Source organism: Mesorhizobium sp. CNPSo 4688 (genome assembly GCF_057784295.1).
This window is the reverse complement of the sequence record NZ_JBWLUY010000004.1, coordinates 263,122-279,136: the sequence shown is the minus strand read 5'-3', so window position 1 is coordinate 279,136 and position 16,015 is coordinate 263,122. Positions and strand designations below refer to the sequence as shown.

Annotated in this window: 12 protein-coding genes; 6 read left to right on the top strand and 6 right to left on the bottom strand. The window is 63.2% G+C overall.

Annotated elements, in window-relative coordinates:
* Positions 1-95 precede the first annotated feature (95 nt).
* Complete coding sequence (locus AC04SH_RS09415; RefSeq protein ID WP_488574793.1) at positions 96-686, bottom strand: TetR/AcrR family transcriptional regulator; 591 nt, start codon at positions 684-686, stop codon at positions 96-98.
* 356 nt (positions 687-1,042) lie between these two features.
* On the opposite strand from AC04SH_RS09415, the gene AC04SH_RS09410 reads away from it, so the two are divergent.
* Positions 1,043-1,633, top strand: a complete 591-nt coding sequence (locus AC04SH_RS09410) for a methyltransferase family protein (RefSeq protein ID WP_488574792.1) — start codon at positions 1,043-1,045, stop codon at positions 1,631-1,633.
* On the opposite strand, the gene mutS is transcribed toward AC04SH_RS09410, so the two are convergent.
* Positions 1,634-4,360, bottom strand: coding sequence for a DNA mismatch repair protein MutS (gene mutS / locus AC04SH_RS09405; protein ID WP_488574791.1), 2,727 nt, complete (start codon positions 4,358-4,360; stop codon positions 1,634-1,636).
* A gap of 222 nt (positions 4,361-4,582) precedes the next feature.
* Between mutS and AC04SH_RS09400 the strand changes: the two genes are divergently transcribed.
* From AC04SH_RS09400 to AC04SH_RS09390, 3 genes are all read left to right on the top strand, one after another.
* Complete coding sequence (locus AC04SH_RS09400; RefSeq protein ID WP_488574790.1) at positions 4,583-5,677, top strand: glycosyltransferase; 1,095 nt, start codon at positions 4,583-4,585, stop codon at positions 5,675-5,677.
* Positions 5,678-5,830: 153 nt separating this feature from the next.
* On the top strand, positions 5,831-8,110 hold the full coding sequence (locus tag AC04SH_RS09395; protein ID WP_488574789.1) for an NADP-dependent malic enzyme: 2,280 nt from the start codon (positions 5,831-5,833) through the stop codon (positions 8,108-8,110).
* A gap of 207 nt (positions 8,111-8,317) precedes the next feature.
* The gene (locus AC04SH_RS09390) at positions 8,318-9,391 is read left to right on the top strand and encodes a sensor domain-containing diguanylate cyclase (protein ID WP_203277755.1); all 1,074 of its coding nucleotides are present in this window, start codon (positions 8,318-8,320) and stop codon (positions 9,389-9,391) included.
* A gap of 96 nt (positions 9,392-9,487) precedes the next feature.
* Here the strand turns inward: AC04SH_RS09390 and AC04SH_RS09385 are convergent, their stop codons facing one another.
* The 3 genes from AC04SH_RS09385 to AC04SH_RS09375 all read right to left on the bottom strand — a co-directional run bounded on the left by AC04SH_RS09385 (position 9,488) and on the right by AC04SH_RS09375 (position 13,002).
* On the bottom strand, positions 9,488-10,657 hold the full coding sequence (locus AC04SH_RS09385) for a porin (RefSeq protein ID WP_488574788.1): 1,170 nt from the start codon (positions 10,655-10,657) through the stop codon (positions 9,488-9,490).
* A gap of 380 nt (positions 10,658-11,037) precedes the next feature.
* A complete protein-coding gene (locus AC04SH_RS09380) occupies positions 11,038-11,751 on the bottom strand; it encodes an antitoxin Xre/MbcA/ParS-like domain-containing protein (protein ID WP_488574787.1) in 714 nt (237 codons plus the stop codon).
* A gap of 258 nt (positions 11,752-12,009) precedes the next feature.
* Complete coding sequence (locus AC04SH_RS09375; protein ID WP_477233539.1) at positions 12,010-13,002, bottom strand: adenosine kinase; 993 nt, start codon at positions 13,000-13,002, stop codon at positions 12,010-12,012.
* Positions 13,003-13,309: 307 nt separating this feature from the next.
* Here AC04SH_RS09375 and AC04SH_RS09370 point away from each other — a divergent pair, with 307 nt between their 5' ends.
* Positions 13,310-14,212, top strand: a complete 903-nt coding sequence (locus AC04SH_RS09370) for a DMT family transporter (protein ID WP_477233540.1) — start codon at positions 13,310-13,312, stop codon at positions 14,210-14,212.
* Between the two features lie 93 nt (positions 14,213-14,305).
* The gene (locus AC04SH_RS09365; protein ID WP_477233541.1) at positions 14,306-15,007 is read left to right on the top strand and encodes a sulfate transporter family protein; all 702 of its coding nucleotides are present in this window, start codon (positions 14,306-14,308) and stop codon (positions 15,005-15,007) included.
* A gap of 5 nt (positions 15,008-15,012) precedes the next feature.
* Here the strand turns inward: AC04SH_RS09365 and AC04SH_RS09360 are convergent, their stop codons facing one another.
* Entirely contained in the window at positions 15,013-16,011 is a 999-nt protein-coding gene (locus AC04SH_RS09360; RefSeq protein WP_477233542.1) for a proline racemase family protein, read from the bottom strand.
* Between the last annotated feature and the right edge of the window lie 4 nt (positions 16,012-16,015).

Here is a 16,015-nt window from a genome sequence, read left to right as displayed (position 1 = left end):
CTGTCACTTTCGATCGTCGATAAGCGACATTGTACCGATTGGTACAATGAGTCAACACGGCTTGTGTTTCTTGCGATGCCTTCTGGCGGCTGGACTTATCGAATCTCGGCTTTCAGCTTTTCAAAGGCATCCCGGACATATCCTGCCAGCGGACGCTTGGCGTTCTGCTGCTGCCATGTTTCGACGGCCAGGCGCAACGCGACGACTGCCACCAGGGAGACCAGTCGCAGACTGTCGCGTGCCTGGTCTGGTCGCAACTCGCATAACCCGTCGAAGATGGCTTGCTCAAACTGCAGGTAGCCCGCGTGCCTGCGCGAGCGTAGCGTCTTGCTTTCCCGCATGAGCTTGGCCGTCGCCATCATTTCTGACGCCTGGAAGCTGCCGACAAGATTGAGCAATGCGCCGCGGGCGATGTCGATCGCTGCTTCGGTTGGTGGCTCGGCAAGGATCGACGCTTTGACCATGCTTGCGAAGTTGCCCAGAGACGCAAACAGAACCTCGTCCTTGCTCTTGAAATAGTGGAAGAACGTCCGGCGCGAGATGCCGGCGGCTGCAGCTATCTCGTCAAGCGTGGTCGCGTCGTAGCCATTGGCCAGGAAAGCGTTAAGGCCGGCTTCGGCGATGCGGTGGGACGTTTCTCGCCGCTTCCGTTCGCGCAGGCTTTCTGATTTTGGCGCATCGTTCATGGAGCGCTCCTGCCATGACCGTTCCTCAAATGCGACAAGAAATTTGGTGCACATTCAAGCCCCGTCATCACACCTCGCCATAATGGCGCCATCAATTTATTGCACTGAGTGCAATTATTGACGCTCACCGCACACGCCCCGCCGGGGCGCACCCATGCAAGAGGCATCCATGGCAGCTTGCCTGCGTTCCTGTCGCGAGGCTCACGTCAGTCGTGGCTTCCTCGGCGATCGGATGGGATTGCCGCCGGCCTGGACCGACAAGGGTGCCGCAGTGCGCGACGACTGAGGCGGTGACGCAAATGCAGAGGAAGTCCCCGATGCCGCTTTCCCCAACGGCTTTTCAACAGGGCAGAAGGATGCGTTTCCTTTGGCTGGTTGCTCCCGTCCTCCTGGCGCCGGCCCTGCTTGCGGAGAGTGGGTGGCCGCAAGGCAGCACCTTTCGCGAAATGCTGGAATTTGTGGGTACCGTGCTGATCCTCATCTGTATCGGCGGCCGCTGCTGGGCGTCGCTGTATGTTGGCGGACGCAAGAACCGCGAACTCGTCACAACCGGCCCCTATGCCTATACGCGCAACCCCCTCTATCTCTTCTCGGCCCTTGGACTGGCTGGCGTTGGGCTGACATTCGGGTCGCTGATCCTTTCGGCGTTTCTCTTTGCCTTCACCTGGCTGGTCTTTTCCTATGTCGCGGCGCGTGAAATGGTCGCGCTGGATGCGATCTTTGGCGAGGCCTATCGGCGCTATCGTCGAAGCGTGCCGGCCTTCTTTCCCCGTCTGCGGCGCGATTACGACGGCGTCTTAGATCCGTCTCCCGTCACGTTCGACTCGGCGGTGCTGAAGCGGACCGCTATCGACAGCTCTTACTTCCTTGTGGCGATACTGGCGGTCGAATTGCTCGGCTGGCTCCAGTCGGCAAGGCTGGTGACGCCGATCTTCCGATTGCTTTGATTACCGGCCCGCCAGCCCCTTCAGCCGGTAGAGCGCCTCCAGCGCCTCGCGCGGCGTCATCTCATCGGGGTTGATCTCGCTGATTGCAGCGCCCAGAGCATCGCTCTTCGCCGGCTTGGGTGCTTCCCGCCTCGCCGCCACCGAAAACAGCGGCAGATCGTCTACCAGCCGGTTGGCTTTGCCGGAAACCTCGCCTTCCTCCAACTGGTGCAACACCTCCTTCGCGCGGCCGACCACTGCTTCCGGCAGGCCGGCCAGCCGCGCCACCTGTACGCCATAGGAGCGGTCGGCGGCACCCTTGCCGACCTCGTGCAGGAAGACCACGTCGCCTTCCCATTCCTTGACCCGCATGGTGACATTGTGCAGTCGCGGCAGCTTGCCGGACAGCGCCGTCATCTCATGGAAATGGGTGGCAAAGATCGCCCGGCAGCGGTTCTTCTCGTGCAGGTACTCGACCGCCGCCCAGGCAATCGACAGGCCATCGAAAGTGGCGGTGCCGCGGCCGATTTCATCCAGGATCACCAGCGCCCGTTCGCCGGCCTGGTTGAGGATCGCCGCCGTCTCGACCATCTCAACCATAAAAGTCGAGCGTCCGCGGGCCAGATCGTCCGAGGCGCCGACACGCGAGAACAGCCGGTCGACAACGCCGATATGGGCCGACGTTGCCGGCACGAAGGAGCCGGTCTGGGCGAGGATTGCGATCAGCGCATTCTGCCGCAGGAAGGTCGACTTGCCGCCCATATTGGGGCCGGTCAGCAGCCAGATGGCGCCGGCCTTGGCGCCGCCTTGCGGCGACAGATCGCAATCATTGGCGACGAACGACCCTTCGCCTGAACGCCGCAGCGCCTGTTCCACCACTGGATGGCGTCCGCCTGCAATATCGAAGGCAAGGCTGGAATCGACCAGCGGCCGGCACCAGGCTTCGCTCTCCGACAACAGCGCAAGGGCTGCCGACACGTCGAGCACGGCGAGCGCATCGGCGCCGGCGCGGATCTTCTGCGCCTCGCCGACAGCTTCAGCGGTCAGTGTGTCGAAAGCGGCAAGCTCGATGCTCAGGGCCCGGTCGGCGGCATTGGCGATCTTGGTCTCGAGTTCGGCAAGCTCGGTCGTGGTGAAACGCATGGCGTTGGCCATGGTCTGGCGGTGAATGAAGCGCGCCTTGGCGCCGTCGCTGCCGGTCATGATCGAATGGTGGTTGGCGGTCACCTCGATGTAATAACCCAGCACATTGTTGTGCCGGATTTTTAGCGAGCGGATGCCGGTCTCCTCGATCAGCGAGCGCTCCAGCCCGGCTATGACCTTTCGCGACTCATCGCGCAGCGCCCGCATCTCGTCGAGCTCAGCATGGTAGCCGCCGCGCACGAAGCCGCCGTCGCGTCGGAGCAGCGGCAGTTCCTCGCCGAGCGCTTGCGTCAGATGCTGGGCCAGCGCGCTCGGCAGCGCTTGAATAGCAGCAAGGGCTTCCGCCAATTCATGCGGCAAGGCGGTGGTCGCGAAGATTTCGGCGATCGCGCCGGCCGCCTCGAAACCGGCGCGCAGCGCGCCGAGGTCGCGCGGGCCACCGCGGTTGAGCGCCAGCCGCGACAACGCCCGCGGCATGTCGGCGACGCTCTTCAGGCTTGACCGTACCGCCTGGCAAAGCTGAGCCTCCGCACGGAAGAACGACACCGAATCGAGCCTCGCCCCGATCGCCGCCGGATCGGTCAGCGGCGCCATCAGCCGGTCGGCCAGCAATCTCGCGCCGCCGCCGGTCACCGTGCGGTCGATCGCCTTGAACAGCGAGCCGTCGCGGCTGCCGGACAGCGTGCGCAACAGCTCCAGATTGCCGCGCGTCGCCGGATCGATGAACAGCGTCGAGCCCTGCTCCTCGCGTTCGGGGCGTGACAGCGGCGGCCGCTCGGCCTTCTGCGTTTTTTCCACATAGGCGATGGCGCCGGAGATCGCCGACAGTTCGGCGCGCGAGAAGGCGCCGAAACTGTCCGGTGTCGCCACCTCGAAGAAACGCGCGATGCGCCCCGCGGCCGAAGCCGAATCGAACAGCGACGGCGGCTGCGGACTGGCGACGCGGCCGATGACGTCGAACACCGGTTTCAGCTCGGGATCGTAAAACACCGGCTCGGCGACAATCAGCTCGCGCGGATCGACGCGAAACACATCGGCCAGCAAGCGATCGGCCGTGGTCTCGGCAACGCGAAAAACGCCGGTCGAGATCTCGATCCAGGCGAGCGCAAAGGCGTGATCGCTGCTGCCGCCCTTCACCCGTCCCAGCGCCATCAGGAAACTCGATTCCGACGGCGCCAGCAATTTGTCCTCGGTGATGGTGCCAGGTGTGACCAGCCGCACCACGTCGCGGCGCACCACCGATTTGCCGCCGCGCTTTCTGGCTTCCGCCGGATCCTCGATCTGCTCGCAGACGGCAACACGAAAACCCTGACCGATCAGCTTCTGCAGATAGTCGTCGGCCGCATGCACCGGCACGCCGCACATCGGAATGTCATGGCCCTGATGCTTGCCGCGCTTGGTCAAGACGATGCCCAGCGCCCGGCTCGCCTTCTCGGCATCGTCGAAGAACAGCTCGTAGAAATCGCCCATGCGGTAGAACAAGAGCGAATCCGGGTTCGCCGCCTTGATCTCGATATATTGCTCCATCATCGGTGTGGCGCCGGCAGTGGGCGCCGGCGGTGTCACCTCGGGGGCGTCGGTTTCAGCTGAAGTGTGCATGTTCATGCCGGCACGCTAGCAGATGTAGGTGCGGGGTTTAATGCAGGCGGCTCGAAAACCAGGGGACGACCGGGCCTCTCTTGCCATTGACAGGCAGCGCCGCCGGCATTGCAAGGCGCTGGTGGTCGGCATAATCATCCATCGGGGTTGGTGAGGCGGATTATGGACGGGGTTGGCCGGAAATCGTTTGAGGAAACGTTCGGGGCGACCGGCTCGCCGACCGATCGCATGAGGCAGCATGCCGGCCGGGCGCTTGACCGCCTCAAGCGTTCGGCACACAAGCGCTTGCCTTTTCTGCTTCCGCGAAGCGGCCCTCTGTCCGATCTCGATGGCGACGTGCAGGTGGCCATTCATCTGGTCAGCCACGATCCACTGATCATCTACACACCGATCGGCGGACAGCGGCCGCTCGCCACCATCGCCGCCATCGGCCGGCGGCTGGCCTCGCGGCGGGCCGCATTCCTCATGATGCCGAGTTGGACACTCGAACGACCGCATATCGTTGAACAAATAGGCGGAGATCTCGCTTGGTATCGCCAGCGCTTCCCGCTGCATGAGCTGATTTTTCTGTGCAACACCGAAGAGGAACGCCGACGTGTCATCGCGGTGGGAGGCACGGCGATCTTTTCCAATCACAATCTGATGGTCTCGGAGGACATTTTCCGACCTTTGCCTGAGGTTCCGGTCGAATTCGACGCCGTCTACAATGGCCGCATCTCGTACACCAAGCGTCATTATCTCGCCTTCGACGTCGAAAGATTGCTCCATATCACTGTGTCGATCGGCGAATTGCCCGCCTCCGGCGATCGCGCCTTCATTCGACGCCTGCAGGCTCAGTCGCCTCTGCATCATATTGCCAACCCGATCGTCGATGGCCTGACCGACCGGCTAACGCCGCAGCAGGTCAATCGCGCCTACAACCAGGCCGCGGTTGGGCTGTGCCTGTCGGCGGCGGAAGGGGCGATGTGTTCCAGCATGGAGTATATGATGGCCGGACTGCCGGTGGTGAGCACGCCAAGCCTTGGCGGCCGCGATGTCTATTTCGACCCAGACTATTGCATCATCGCCGAGCCTGAGCCGGCGGCGATCCGGCGCGCGGTCGAAGAATTGCGTGACCGCGCCATTCCGCGCGAAGAGATTCGCGCACGCACAATGGCGAAGGTGTGGCCTCAGCGGCGGGAACTCATGGCTTTCCTGTCGGCGTTGCGCGAACGCATGGGAAGCACGGAGCCGCCGCTTTCCGAATGGCCCTTCCCCGGGACCGGTACGCTGCGTCGGTGGGCGACGGTGCGCCAGCATGCCCGGGAGATCGCAGCGCTGTAGAAACGCGGCATCGGCATCGAGCGATCTGGTGCGCGTTGAAGCAGCTTCGCCGCGCTTGGCGGTTTACAGCGGTGGCGTGTAGCCTTAATCCGGAAGTTCAAAAATACGCACCCGTCTCAAGGGTCCGGCACCGGTGAGGAAATCAAAAGCATCATGGCCAAGAAAACCGAAAACAGCGGCCCGTCCGTCAGCGCCCAGGAGGCGCTGGAATTCCACGCCATGGGCCGCCCCGGCAAGCTGGAGGTCGTCGCCACCAAGCCGATGGCGACGCAGCGCGATTTGAGCCTCGCTTATTCGCCTGGCGTCGCGGTTCCGGTCCTGGCCATCGCCGAGGACCCCAGCCGCGCCTTCGATTACACGACGCGCGGCAACATGGTCGCCGTCATCTCCAACGGCACCGCCATTCTCGGCCTCGGCAATCTCGGTGCGCTAGCCTCCAAGCCGGTCATGGAGGGCAAGGCGGTGTTGTTCAAGCGCTTCGCCGACGTCGATTCCATCGATCTCGAGGTCGACACCGAGGATGCCGACGAGTTCATCAATTGCGTGCGCTACCTCGGCCCCTCCTTCGGCGGCATCAACCTCGAGGACATCAAGGCGCCGGAGTGCTTCATCATCGAGCAACGCCTGCGCGAGCTGATGGACATCCCGGTCTTCCATGACGACCAGCACGGCACCGCCATCATCTCAGCCGCCGGATTGATCAACGCGCTGGAAGTTACCGGCCGCGACATGAAGACCACGAAAATGGTCTGCAACGGTGCCGGTGCCGCCGGCATCGCCTGCATCGAGCTGCTGAAGGCAATGGGCTTCGCGCCGGAAAACATCACCTTGTGCGATACCAAGGGCGTCGTCTTTCAGGGCCGCACCGAAGGCATGAACCAGTGGAAGTCGGCGCATGCGATCAAGACCGAGGCGCGCAGCCTCGCCGAGGCGCTCGACGGCGCCGACATCTTCCTCGGCCTTTCCGCCAAGGGCGCGCTGACCACCAAGATGGTGCAGTCGATGGCCAAGAACCCGATCATCTTCGCCATGGCCAATCCCGACCCGGAGATCACGCCGGAGGAAGTGGCCGAGATCCGCACCGACGCCATCATGGCCACCGGACGGTCGGACTATCCGAACCAGGTCAACAACGTGCTCGGCTTCCCCTACATCTTCCGTGGCGCGCTGGATGTGCGGGCCACCACCATCAATGACGACATGAAGATCGCTGCCGCTCGCGCACTGGCCGAACTGGCGCGCAAGGACGTGCCTGACGACGTCGCCGCCGCCTATCAGGGCAACCGGCCGAAATTTGGTCCCAACTACATCATCCCGGTTCCGTTCGATCCGCGCCTGATCTCGGCCATTCCTCTCGCCGTGGCCAAGGCGGCGATGGAGTCAGGCGTCGCCCGCAAGCCGATCCTCGACCTCGACCGCTATGCGCAGGAGCTGTCCGCCCGCCGCGACCCGATCGCCTCGACCTTGCAGCGCATCTACGATCGCGTCCGGCGCCAACCCAAGCGCATCGTCTTTGCCGAGGGCGAGGAAGAGCAGGTGATGCGCGCCGCCGTCTCCTATGTGAACCAGAAGCTCGGCACGGCAATCCTGCTTGGCCGCGACGATGTCATCAAGGAGAATGCCAGGCACGCCGGCATCGACTTGAACAAGCAAGGCATCGAGATCATCAATGCCCGGCTGTCGCGCCGCAACGGCATCTACACCGACTTTCTCTACGAGCGCATGCAGCGCAAAGGCTTCCTGTTTCGCGACTGCCAGCGCCTGATCAACAACGATCGCAACCACTTTGCCGCCTGCATGGTGGCGCTGGGCGATGCCGACGGCATCGTCACCGGTGTCACCCGCAACTATTCGACCGCGCTCGACGACATCCGCCGCATCATCGACGCCAAGCCCGGCCACCGCGTCATCGGCGTGTCGATCGTGCTGGCGCGGGGCAAGACCGTGCTGGTTGCCGACACCGCCGTGCACGACATGCCCAATGCCGAGCAGATCGCCGACATCGCCGAGGAAGCGGCCGGTTTCGCTCGCCGAATGGGCTATGAGCCGCGCCTCGCTATGCTCGCCTATTCCACCTTCGGCCACCCGCAGGGCGAACGCTCCGAGCGGGTGCAGGAAGCGGTGCGCATCCTCGACAAGCGCCGGGTCGATTTCGAATATGATGGCGAAATGGCCGCCGACGTCGCGCTCAATGCGCGCGCCATGTCGCAATATCCGTTCATCCGGCTGACCGGCCCTGCCAATGTGCTGATCATGCCGGCCTTCCACTCGGCCTCGATCTCGACCAAGATGCTGCAGGAGCTCGGCGGCTCCACCGTCATCGGCCCACTGCTGGTCGGCCTCAACAAGCCGGTCCAGATCGTTTCGCTGAACGCCAAAGACTCAGACATCGTCAACATGGCGGCGATCGCGGCCTATACGGCGGGGACTTGACGAGCGCTCCGCGCCGCGGACTGTCTTTTTCTGCTTGGGCAGAGTCGCTGGCGTTGGCAGCGGCTCGTGTCGCCGAACGCTTGCACCGATGGCCTATTCGCGCCGTCCCATAAGAGATTGATAAGATTCAGCTGATATAGAACCCCTCTCGCCGACTTGCCGTTACGGCATCTACGGCGCGCTCAGACCGCTAACGGGGGTGCGGCCATGAAGCATGACGGGGTTTCTGCATCCGCGGTTGGCCAGGGGGTCTACCACGACGAGCGGCTGGACGCGCTGCTCAGCATCACCGGCCGCATGGACGGTTATCTCTACCGTTGCCGCAACGATGCGTCCTACACCATGCTCTATATCAGCGACGGCATCTTCACCGTCAGCGGTTATCGGCCGAGCGATTTCATCCACAACGCGGTGCGCGACTACGTCTCGGCCATCCATCCGGATGATCTTGCCGCCGTCTATGCCGCCGTCGACACCGCGCTCGAGGCGCGCTGCAACTGGAACGTCGACTACCGCATCGTGCCTCAGGTCGGCGAGCCGCTCTGGGTCCGCGAGATCGGCGGCGGCGTCTGGGACGAGGCCGGCGAACTGGAATTCCTGGAAGGCTTCGTCGTCGACATCAGCGACCGCAAGGTCGTCGAGGATCTCAACGCCGAGCTGCTTTTGGAGCTGAAGGCCGCCAATGAGGAACTCTCCGCGCAAAAGCGCGAGATCGAGCTCGCCAAGCAGCAGAGCGACCATTCGGCCAACCACGACGCGTTGACCGACCTGCCCAACCGGCGCGCCTTCCACAACGAGCTGAAATCGGTGATCGACCGTTGCGCTGGCTCCGGCGACGCGGCGGGCCTTCTGTTCATCGACCTCGATCGCTTCAAGGAGGTCAACGACACGCTCGGCCACGAGGCCGGCGATGCGTTGCTGCAGCGCGTGTCGGACAAGCTTCGCGCCATCCTGCGCAGCGCTGATTTCGTCGCGCGCCTTGGCGGCGACGAGTTCGCCTTCCTGTTTTCGGGGAACGCGGAGCAGGCCAGGGAGAAGGCCGTGCGCGTGGCGGAGCGCGTGCTTGAGCGGCTGCGCATCAAGGTTCCCGCTCCGGGTGGCGACATCCATGTCGGCTGCACTGTCGGCGTTGCGATCTATCCGACGGAGGCTGCCGATCCGGACGCGCTGGTCGCGCTCGCCGACCGGCTCATGTACATCGGCAAGAAAAACGGTCGCGACCGGCTGGTCACCACCGACGCTTTGGGGTCCGAAGCCGGGGAGCTTCGCCAATCCGCCTGAGCGAAGCGCTCATCGCGACGACACAGCAACGCCCGGTGCTCGAATGAAAAAGGCCCGCAGCGTGCGCTGCGGGCCTTTTTTGTCGAGATCGATCAATCAGAACGAGCGCTGGAAGCGGAGGATACCGCCGAGGCTGCTCTTCTTGTTGGCCTTGGTCCAGTTGTTGAAGTCTGCGTCGCCGAATTTGCCGGCATTGAGGTAATCAACTTCGGCCGTAACGGTGAAGCCAGGCACAACGGTATAGGCAACGTTCGCGGCAACACCGAGATTCTTCCAGTCGTCATAGGAGACCTGGGCGTTGAACGCAGTCTTTTCGTTGAACTTGTAGGTGCCGCCGCCCCAGATGGCCCAGTTGCCGCCCCACTGCTTGTAGAAGCCGCGACCGTGAGCGTCGATGGCATTGCCCGCGTCGTCGGTGAGGTTGTCGTCGGTGCCGTAGCCGCCCATGACGAACAGCGAGAACTCCTTGCTGACATTGACGTCCAAACGGACCTTGCCCGCCACTTCCTCGTAGTTGCTGTCATAGGCGACGACGCCCGAAAGCGAACCCCAGTCGCCCTTGTACTTCAAGCCGCCGACGACATGCGAAACGTAACTGTCGATGGTGCCAACCGCGCCGGCACCTTCTTCGAGCGAAACCACTCCGGAAAATCCGTTGCCTGCATCGAAGTAGTACTGAACGACGTTGCTTTCCTGTCCGCCGTACGGAACCAGCGTATCCTGGATGACGGCGCCGGCATAGTTCGTGAACGTATCGAAAGCCGTGTCGTCCTTACCGACGCGCAGGCCACCAAGTTGAATGTAGGCGTAGCGCAGCGACAGCGACTTGTTGCGGCCCTGCCAGTCGTTGGCATTGGAAGCGTCTTGATCAAGATAGTCGCCGTTGCTGTTGCCGAAGTTGAAACGGGTCTCGGTGTAAGTCTTCAAGGTGCCGAGTTCGGTTTCCTGGCCTGTCCAGGTCTTCAGCGTGAAACGGGCGTTCTTGGAGTAGCTCGAATGCGTGTCACCATCCTGATGGTCAGGGACATGGTTGGCGCCATCGAACGAGCCGGAATCACCGACGCCGATGTCGTAACGGACATAGCCGCCGATGCGCAGGCAGGTTTCGGTGCCGGGGATGTAGAAATAGCCGGCGCCGTAGACATCGCAGATCTTGACGTATTCGGCCGGTTCCGGCTCGGCGACGACGACCGCGTCGGCGGCGCGCGCGCCCGAAACCGCGACCAGGGCCGCGGCGGAGCCGAGAAGAAGGCTCTTGATGTTCATTTTCTTGAATCTCCAGTCAAAGGTTCAAAATCAGGTCGGACATGGCTCCAAGGCCTGCCGATTCACCCCATATTGAAAGCCGCGCATCGCGCCGCGCTCTCGCCTTCGACATGGCCTATGCCATGGCGGCGATCAACAGAGATTGTGTCGGAAACGCAGTTTTTGGACTCTTCGAAAAGTATTGTTGCGCAATTATCACGTCATATATTTGACAATATGGCACAAATGGCACAAACCGCACATAGGAGACGGAGATATATGGAGATATATGGCACAGAGCGCCCTTCGAATTCAACTATGACTGTTTTGTGAAATTTATTTACCTGGCTTAGTACTGCCAAAGGCGCGAACAGCTGGTCGTTCTCGATCGAGGTGGATAATCAGGTCGTCGCAAATCCGCGCGCGGCCACCACGACTTCCTGCACCATGTCTTGCTTGAGCATCTCGATCGGAACGCGGCCGCCAAGTTCCGGCGCGGCGCGGGTCAGCCAGAACCAGGCAAGCCTCGGATTGACGATCTCCGACAGCACCTCTCTGATACCTGCCGCCGGCCTGCCATCGACGAACTGGGCCAGCGGGAAGACATGCTTGCGGCCGCCCTTGCGCAGCGCAATGACCTCGCTGCGCCGCTGCCAGCGATGCAGCGTCGAGCGCGGGATGCGAAACTTCTCCTCCAGATAGGTCGACCCGGCGACTTCGCCCGCCCAGTCCTCGATCAGCATCGACTGAAGCATCCGCTCCCCGGGTTGGGGGGATGCGGCCTTGTCTGCATCGGCTGCAGGAGCTGGCTCGTCAACCGCGGCTGGATTGCGAGGCGCCGTGGCTCGGCGCGCGGCCTTGTCCACCATCGACTGGACGAATTCGGTAGCGAATGCGGTCCATTCGCCTCTGACGGTATCGATGGCGAGCAGCTGTGTCTGCGAAAGGAAAGTCAAGGCGGCGGCGATGCTGCCGGCAACGGCGCCGGCCGAAGCCAATGCCTGCGGATCCAGGGCTATGCCGTGCTGGACCAGCGCCTGCTGCACCGCCTCGGCCATGAGGCCTGCCAGGGCCTCCTGCGAGATTCCGTCCGTCGGGGTCTGAAATCTGGTCATGCATCTGTCTTGCTGGCCACGCGCTCTCCTCCCAGGCTGCGGCCGGTTGTTGAATGGCTACAACGGAAAGCGGAAAGCGCGGTAACGACAGGCGCAGCGACCTGACCGGTTGCTGTCTTGCATTTGGACACCCCAACTGTCTGCGGGGCGCCTCGAAATGTCAGTCGCGAGACGCCTCACTGTGCATGTAGGAGGCCTCTGTGACGGGCGCACGACAGAGACGTCGTTTGACGCCTCGCCAGAGGTGACGCAGCGGGACTACAGCAGCCCGGCCAGTTGGGCCGCGCTGCGCAAGTTCTGCCGCGGTCGGGGCCCGAGTTGCTGGATCACCAGCCCGGCAGCGAGCGAGCCGAGATCGCCGCAATCCTTCAGGCTGCGCCCGGCCGTATAGCCGTAGAGGAAGCCGGCGGCGTAGAGGTCGCCGGCGCCGGTGGTGTCGACCAGTTCGCGGATCGTCGTCGCCTGGATGGTGACGGTCTCGTCGCCGCGCACGATCACCGAGCCCTTTTCGGAGCGGGTGACGGCGGCGATCTTGCAGTCCTTGCGGATAGCCTCCAGCGCTTCGTCGAAGGACTTGGTCTGGTAGAGCGATTTGATCTCGTGGCTGTTGGCAAAGACGATGTCGACGGTGCCCGAGCGCATCAGCTCAAGGAACTCGTCCCGGTAGCGGTCGACGCAGAACGAGTCCGACAGCGTCATCGACACTTCGCGTCTGGCGGCGTGCGCCAGCTTCGCCGTCTGCCGGATCGCCTCCTTGGCGCGCGGCGGATCCCACAGATAGCCCTCGAAATAGGTCACCTTGGCGCCGGATGCCTTATCGGCCTCGACGTCTTCCGGCCCGAGTTCGACGCAGGCGCCGAGATAGGTGTTCATCGAACGCTCGCCGTCGGGGGTGACGAAGATCATCGAGCGCGCCGTCGGCGGCTGGCCTTCAAGCGGCTTGGTGTCGAAGGCAACGCCCTGGGCATGGATGTCATGGGCATAGATTTCGCCGAGCGGATCGTTCGACACCTTGCCGAAGAAGGCGGCGCGGCCGCCGAAACTGGCGACGCCCGCCGCCGTGTTGCCGGCGCTGCCGCCGGAGGCCTCGATCGCCGGGCCCATGCGGCTGTAGAGCAGCTCGGCGCGCCTGGTGTCGATGAGGTTCATCGCACCCTTGATGATGCCGTTGGTCTCGAGAAAAGCGTCGTCGCACTGGGCGATGATGTCGACAATGGCATTGCCGATGCAAAGCACGTCATAATCCGGCATCAATGTCTCCGCCTTGGAATCTGCCGGCTTTCTGCCACGCCGGCCGGGCGCGGGTCTAGACCATGATCCCGAAAAGTGGAACCCGGTTTTCGGACAAGATCGTGGTCAAACAAAAATAGAGCCGCGTCCCGATGTAATCGGGACGGATCAGGTTCTCGATTTGGAAGGGTTTTGCCTAGCCGTCAAATCGAACTGGACCATGCGCACTGTCGTGATGTGCGGCTACAGTTGTGTCGTCATCGAAGCATTTCCTCCCCTCAGCGGATTAGAGGAACTTCGATCACAGCAGCTGAAGGCACTCACAGGCATGCAAGCAAAGACCGACATGACCACCGAACTGGCGCTGCTTGGCGTGCTGGCTGCTTTGTGGGGCGCGTCCTATACGTTCATCAAGATCGGTGTCGAGACGATCCCGCCGATCACCTTCATAGCAGCCAGAACCTTGATCGCCGGCGGCATCTTGCTCGCGCTGATCCGCTGGCGCGGCCTCGCCATGCCGAAGGACGGTGCAACCTGGTGGCGTTTCATGGTCCAGGCCTGCCTCAACAGCGTGGTGCCGTTCACGCTGATCGCCGCCGCCGAGCGCTCCATTGATGCCGGCCTCGCCACAATCCTCAACGCGACGTCGCCGATCTTCACCTTCCTGCTGACCGCGCTCATCACCCGCCACGAGCAGGTGACCGCACGCAAGCTGTTCGGCGTCGGCGCCGGCATTGCCGGAATTTGCCTGATCGTCGGCACCCAGGCGCTTGGCGGGCTCGGCCATCAATTGTGGGCGCAGCTTGCGGTTGTCGCGGCGACGGTCTGCTATGCCGGCGCCGCCATTTTCGGCCGCGGCTTCAGGGGACTCGACCCGATGCTGCCGGCCGCCGGCTCGATGCTGTGTGGCGCGGTCATCCTCGTACCCTTGAGTATGGTCTTCGACCGCCCGTGGACGCTGTCGCCTTCAATGGCTTCCATCCTGGCCCTGCTGGCCTTGTCGGTGTTCTCGACGGCGCTGGCCTTCTGCATCTTCTTCCGCCTCATCCACACGCTGGGTTCGGTCGGCACCACGTCACAGGCCTATCTGCGCGTGCCGATCGGCGTCGGCATCGGTGTCCTGTTCCTCGGCGAAAGCCTCGGGCCGACGGCGTTCTGGGGCATGGGCTGCGTCGTCGCCGGCGTTGCGGCGATGACCATCCCCGCCCGTTCGCGCGTGCTGGCGCGCTAGTTTTCGCCCGGAATTGCCGTCCGCTTCAGCAGACTTGCGGCTGACCGGGTCTCCGCCTATGTCGGAGATATCAGTTTGTTACCGGGAAACGCCGTGATCTCCAACGCTGCCCGCGCCGCCTTCAGCCGGCTGTTCTCTCCCGAATTCCACGCGGTTTTCCTGAAGACGCTGGGCTTGACCGTGCTGGCGCTCGTGGCCGTCTGGTTTGCTCTCACCGGGCTTGTCGATTGGCTGGCCCTGCCATGGATTCACTCCCTTTTACCCGGCCTGCCGTCCTGGGCCGGATGGCTGAGCGGCATCATCGCGGCCATCGCGCTTGCCTTTGGGATGGCGCTGCTGATCGCGCCGGTGACGGCAATCGTAGCTGGCCTGTTTCTCGACGATATTGCAGAAGTGGTCGAGCGCACCGACTTTCCTGGCGACCCGGCCGGCAGGGCCATGCCGGCGCTGCGCTCGCTGGTGCTGTCGGTGAAGTTCCTCGGCGTCGTCATCCTGGGCAACATCGTCGCCCTGCTGCTTCTGCTGGTGCCGGGCATCAACATCGCCGCCTTCTTCATCGTCAACGGCTATCTGCTGGGCCGCGAATTCTTCGAATTCGCCGCCATGCGCTTTCGCCCGGAGGACGAGGCGAGGGCGTTGCGCAGGAAATATGCCGGCACTGTTTTCCTGGCCGGACTGCTCATCGCCGCCTTCCTCGCCGTACCGCTGCTCAACCTTCTGACGCCGCTCTTCGCCGCCGCCATGATGGTCCATCTGCACAAGGCGATCGGCGCGCGGGAGAGCGCCAGGCGATAGGCCTTTCAACGCAGAAGAAAACCGCGCCCCAATTCGTCATCCGGTTCGACCGTAAACTCGGCTCGCCCGGAATAATAGGCGCGGCCGCCGACGCGGGCGATGATCGCCTCATGCGGCCCGGCCTTGGTCGTGCGCGCCACCGCGCCGGAGAAGCGCGAGCCGGCGATGCTTTCGAAGGTCCGCTCCTGACCAAGACCGATCTTGCCCCTGGCGCACATCGCCGCCAGCCGCGCGGTGACGCCGGAGCCGGTCGGCGAACGGTCGACCTCGGCATCGGCAAAGACGCAGACATTTTTCGTCGCCTCGCCGGAAAACGCATCGCGCCCGTCGGTCAGGATGGTGCCGTACAGGAAACCGAGATCGGGATGATCGGGATGCGATAGAGGGAACTCCACTTTCAGCCGCTCGGTCAGCGTGGTTGCCGCATCGACGAAGTCGCGCACCCGGTCGCGGCCGAATTCCAGCCCGAATTGATGGCAATCGGCCAGCGCATAGAAGGCGCCGCCATAGGCAACGTCGAAACGGATATTGCCGTATCCTGCCAATTCGATTCTCTGGTCGCGGGCAAACAGGAAGGCCGGCACGCTTTCGAACGACACGGCGCCCGCCTTGCCATCCCTGACCTCGACTGAGGCGACGACCAGGCCGCATGGCGCCTCGATGTTGACGGTCGTGATTGGCTCCTGTTTCGCCACCAGGCCTTGGTCGACGGCATAACGGCCGAGCGCGATGATGGCGTGGCCGCACATCGTCGAGTAGCCCTCATTGTGCATGAACAGCACGGCGAGGTCGGCGCCGGGCAGGTCGGGCTCCACCAGCAGCGCGCCATACATGTCGTAATGGCCGCGCGGCTCGAAGATCAGCAGCTTGCGCAAATGGTCGAGATGGTCGCGCACATAGGCGCGCTTTTCCAGGATCGTACCCTTGGGGATTTCGGGATAGCCGCTGGTGATGATCCTGAGCGGCTCGCCGCCGGTGTGCATGTCGATGACGGTGAGCGTCATGCGG

What these genes read in the sequence shown, in the direction of transcription:
- AC04SH_RS09415 (WP_488574793.1), bottom strand. Translation starts at nt 686, where the DNA reads ATGAACGATGCGCCAAAATCAGAAAGCCTGCGCGAACGGAAGCGGCGA.
- AC04SH_RS09410 (WP_488574792.1), top strand. Translation starts at nt 1,043, where the DNA reads ATGCGTTTCCTTTGGCTGGTTGCTCCCGTCCTCCTGGCGCCGGCCCTG.
- mutS (WP_488574791.1), bottom strand. Translation starts at nt 4,360, where the DNA reads ATGAACATGCACACTTCAGCTGAAACCGACGCCCCCGAGGTGACACCG.
- AC04SH_RS09400 (WP_488574790.1), top strand. Translation starts at nt 4,583, where the DNA reads ATGAGGCAGCATGCCGGCCGGGCGCTTGACCGCCTCAAGCGTTCGGCA.
- AC04SH_RS09395 (WP_488574789.1), top strand. Translation starts at nt 5,831, where the DNA reads ATGGCCAAGAAAACCGAAAACAGCGGCCCGTCCGTCAGCGCCCAGGAG.
- AC04SH_RS09390 (WP_203277755.1), top strand. Translation starts at nt 8,318, where the DNA reads ATGAAGCATGACGGGGTTTCTGCATCCGCGGTTGGCCAGGGGGTCTAC.
- AC04SH_RS09385 (WP_488574788.1), bottom strand. Translation starts at nt 10,657, where the DNA reads ATGAACATCAAGAGCCTTCTTCTCGGCTCCGCCGCGGCCCTGGTCGCG.
- AC04SH_RS09380 (WP_488574787.1), bottom strand. Translation starts at nt 11,751, where the DNA reads ATGACCAGATTTCAGACCCCGACGGACGGAATCTCGCAGGAGGCCCTG.
- AC04SH_RS09375 (WP_477233539.1), bottom strand. Translation starts at nt 13,002, where the DNA reads ATGCCGGATTATGACGTGCTTTGCATCGGCAATGCCATTGTCGACATC.
- AC04SH_RS09370 (WP_477233540.1), top strand. Translation starts at nt 13,310, where the DNA reads ATGCAAGCAAAGACCGACATGACCACCGAACTGGCGCTGCTTGGCGTG.
- AC04SH_RS09360 (WP_477233542.1), bottom strand. Translation starts at nt 16,011, where the DNA reads ATGACGCTCACCGTCATCGACATGCACACCGGCGGCGAGCCGCTCAGG.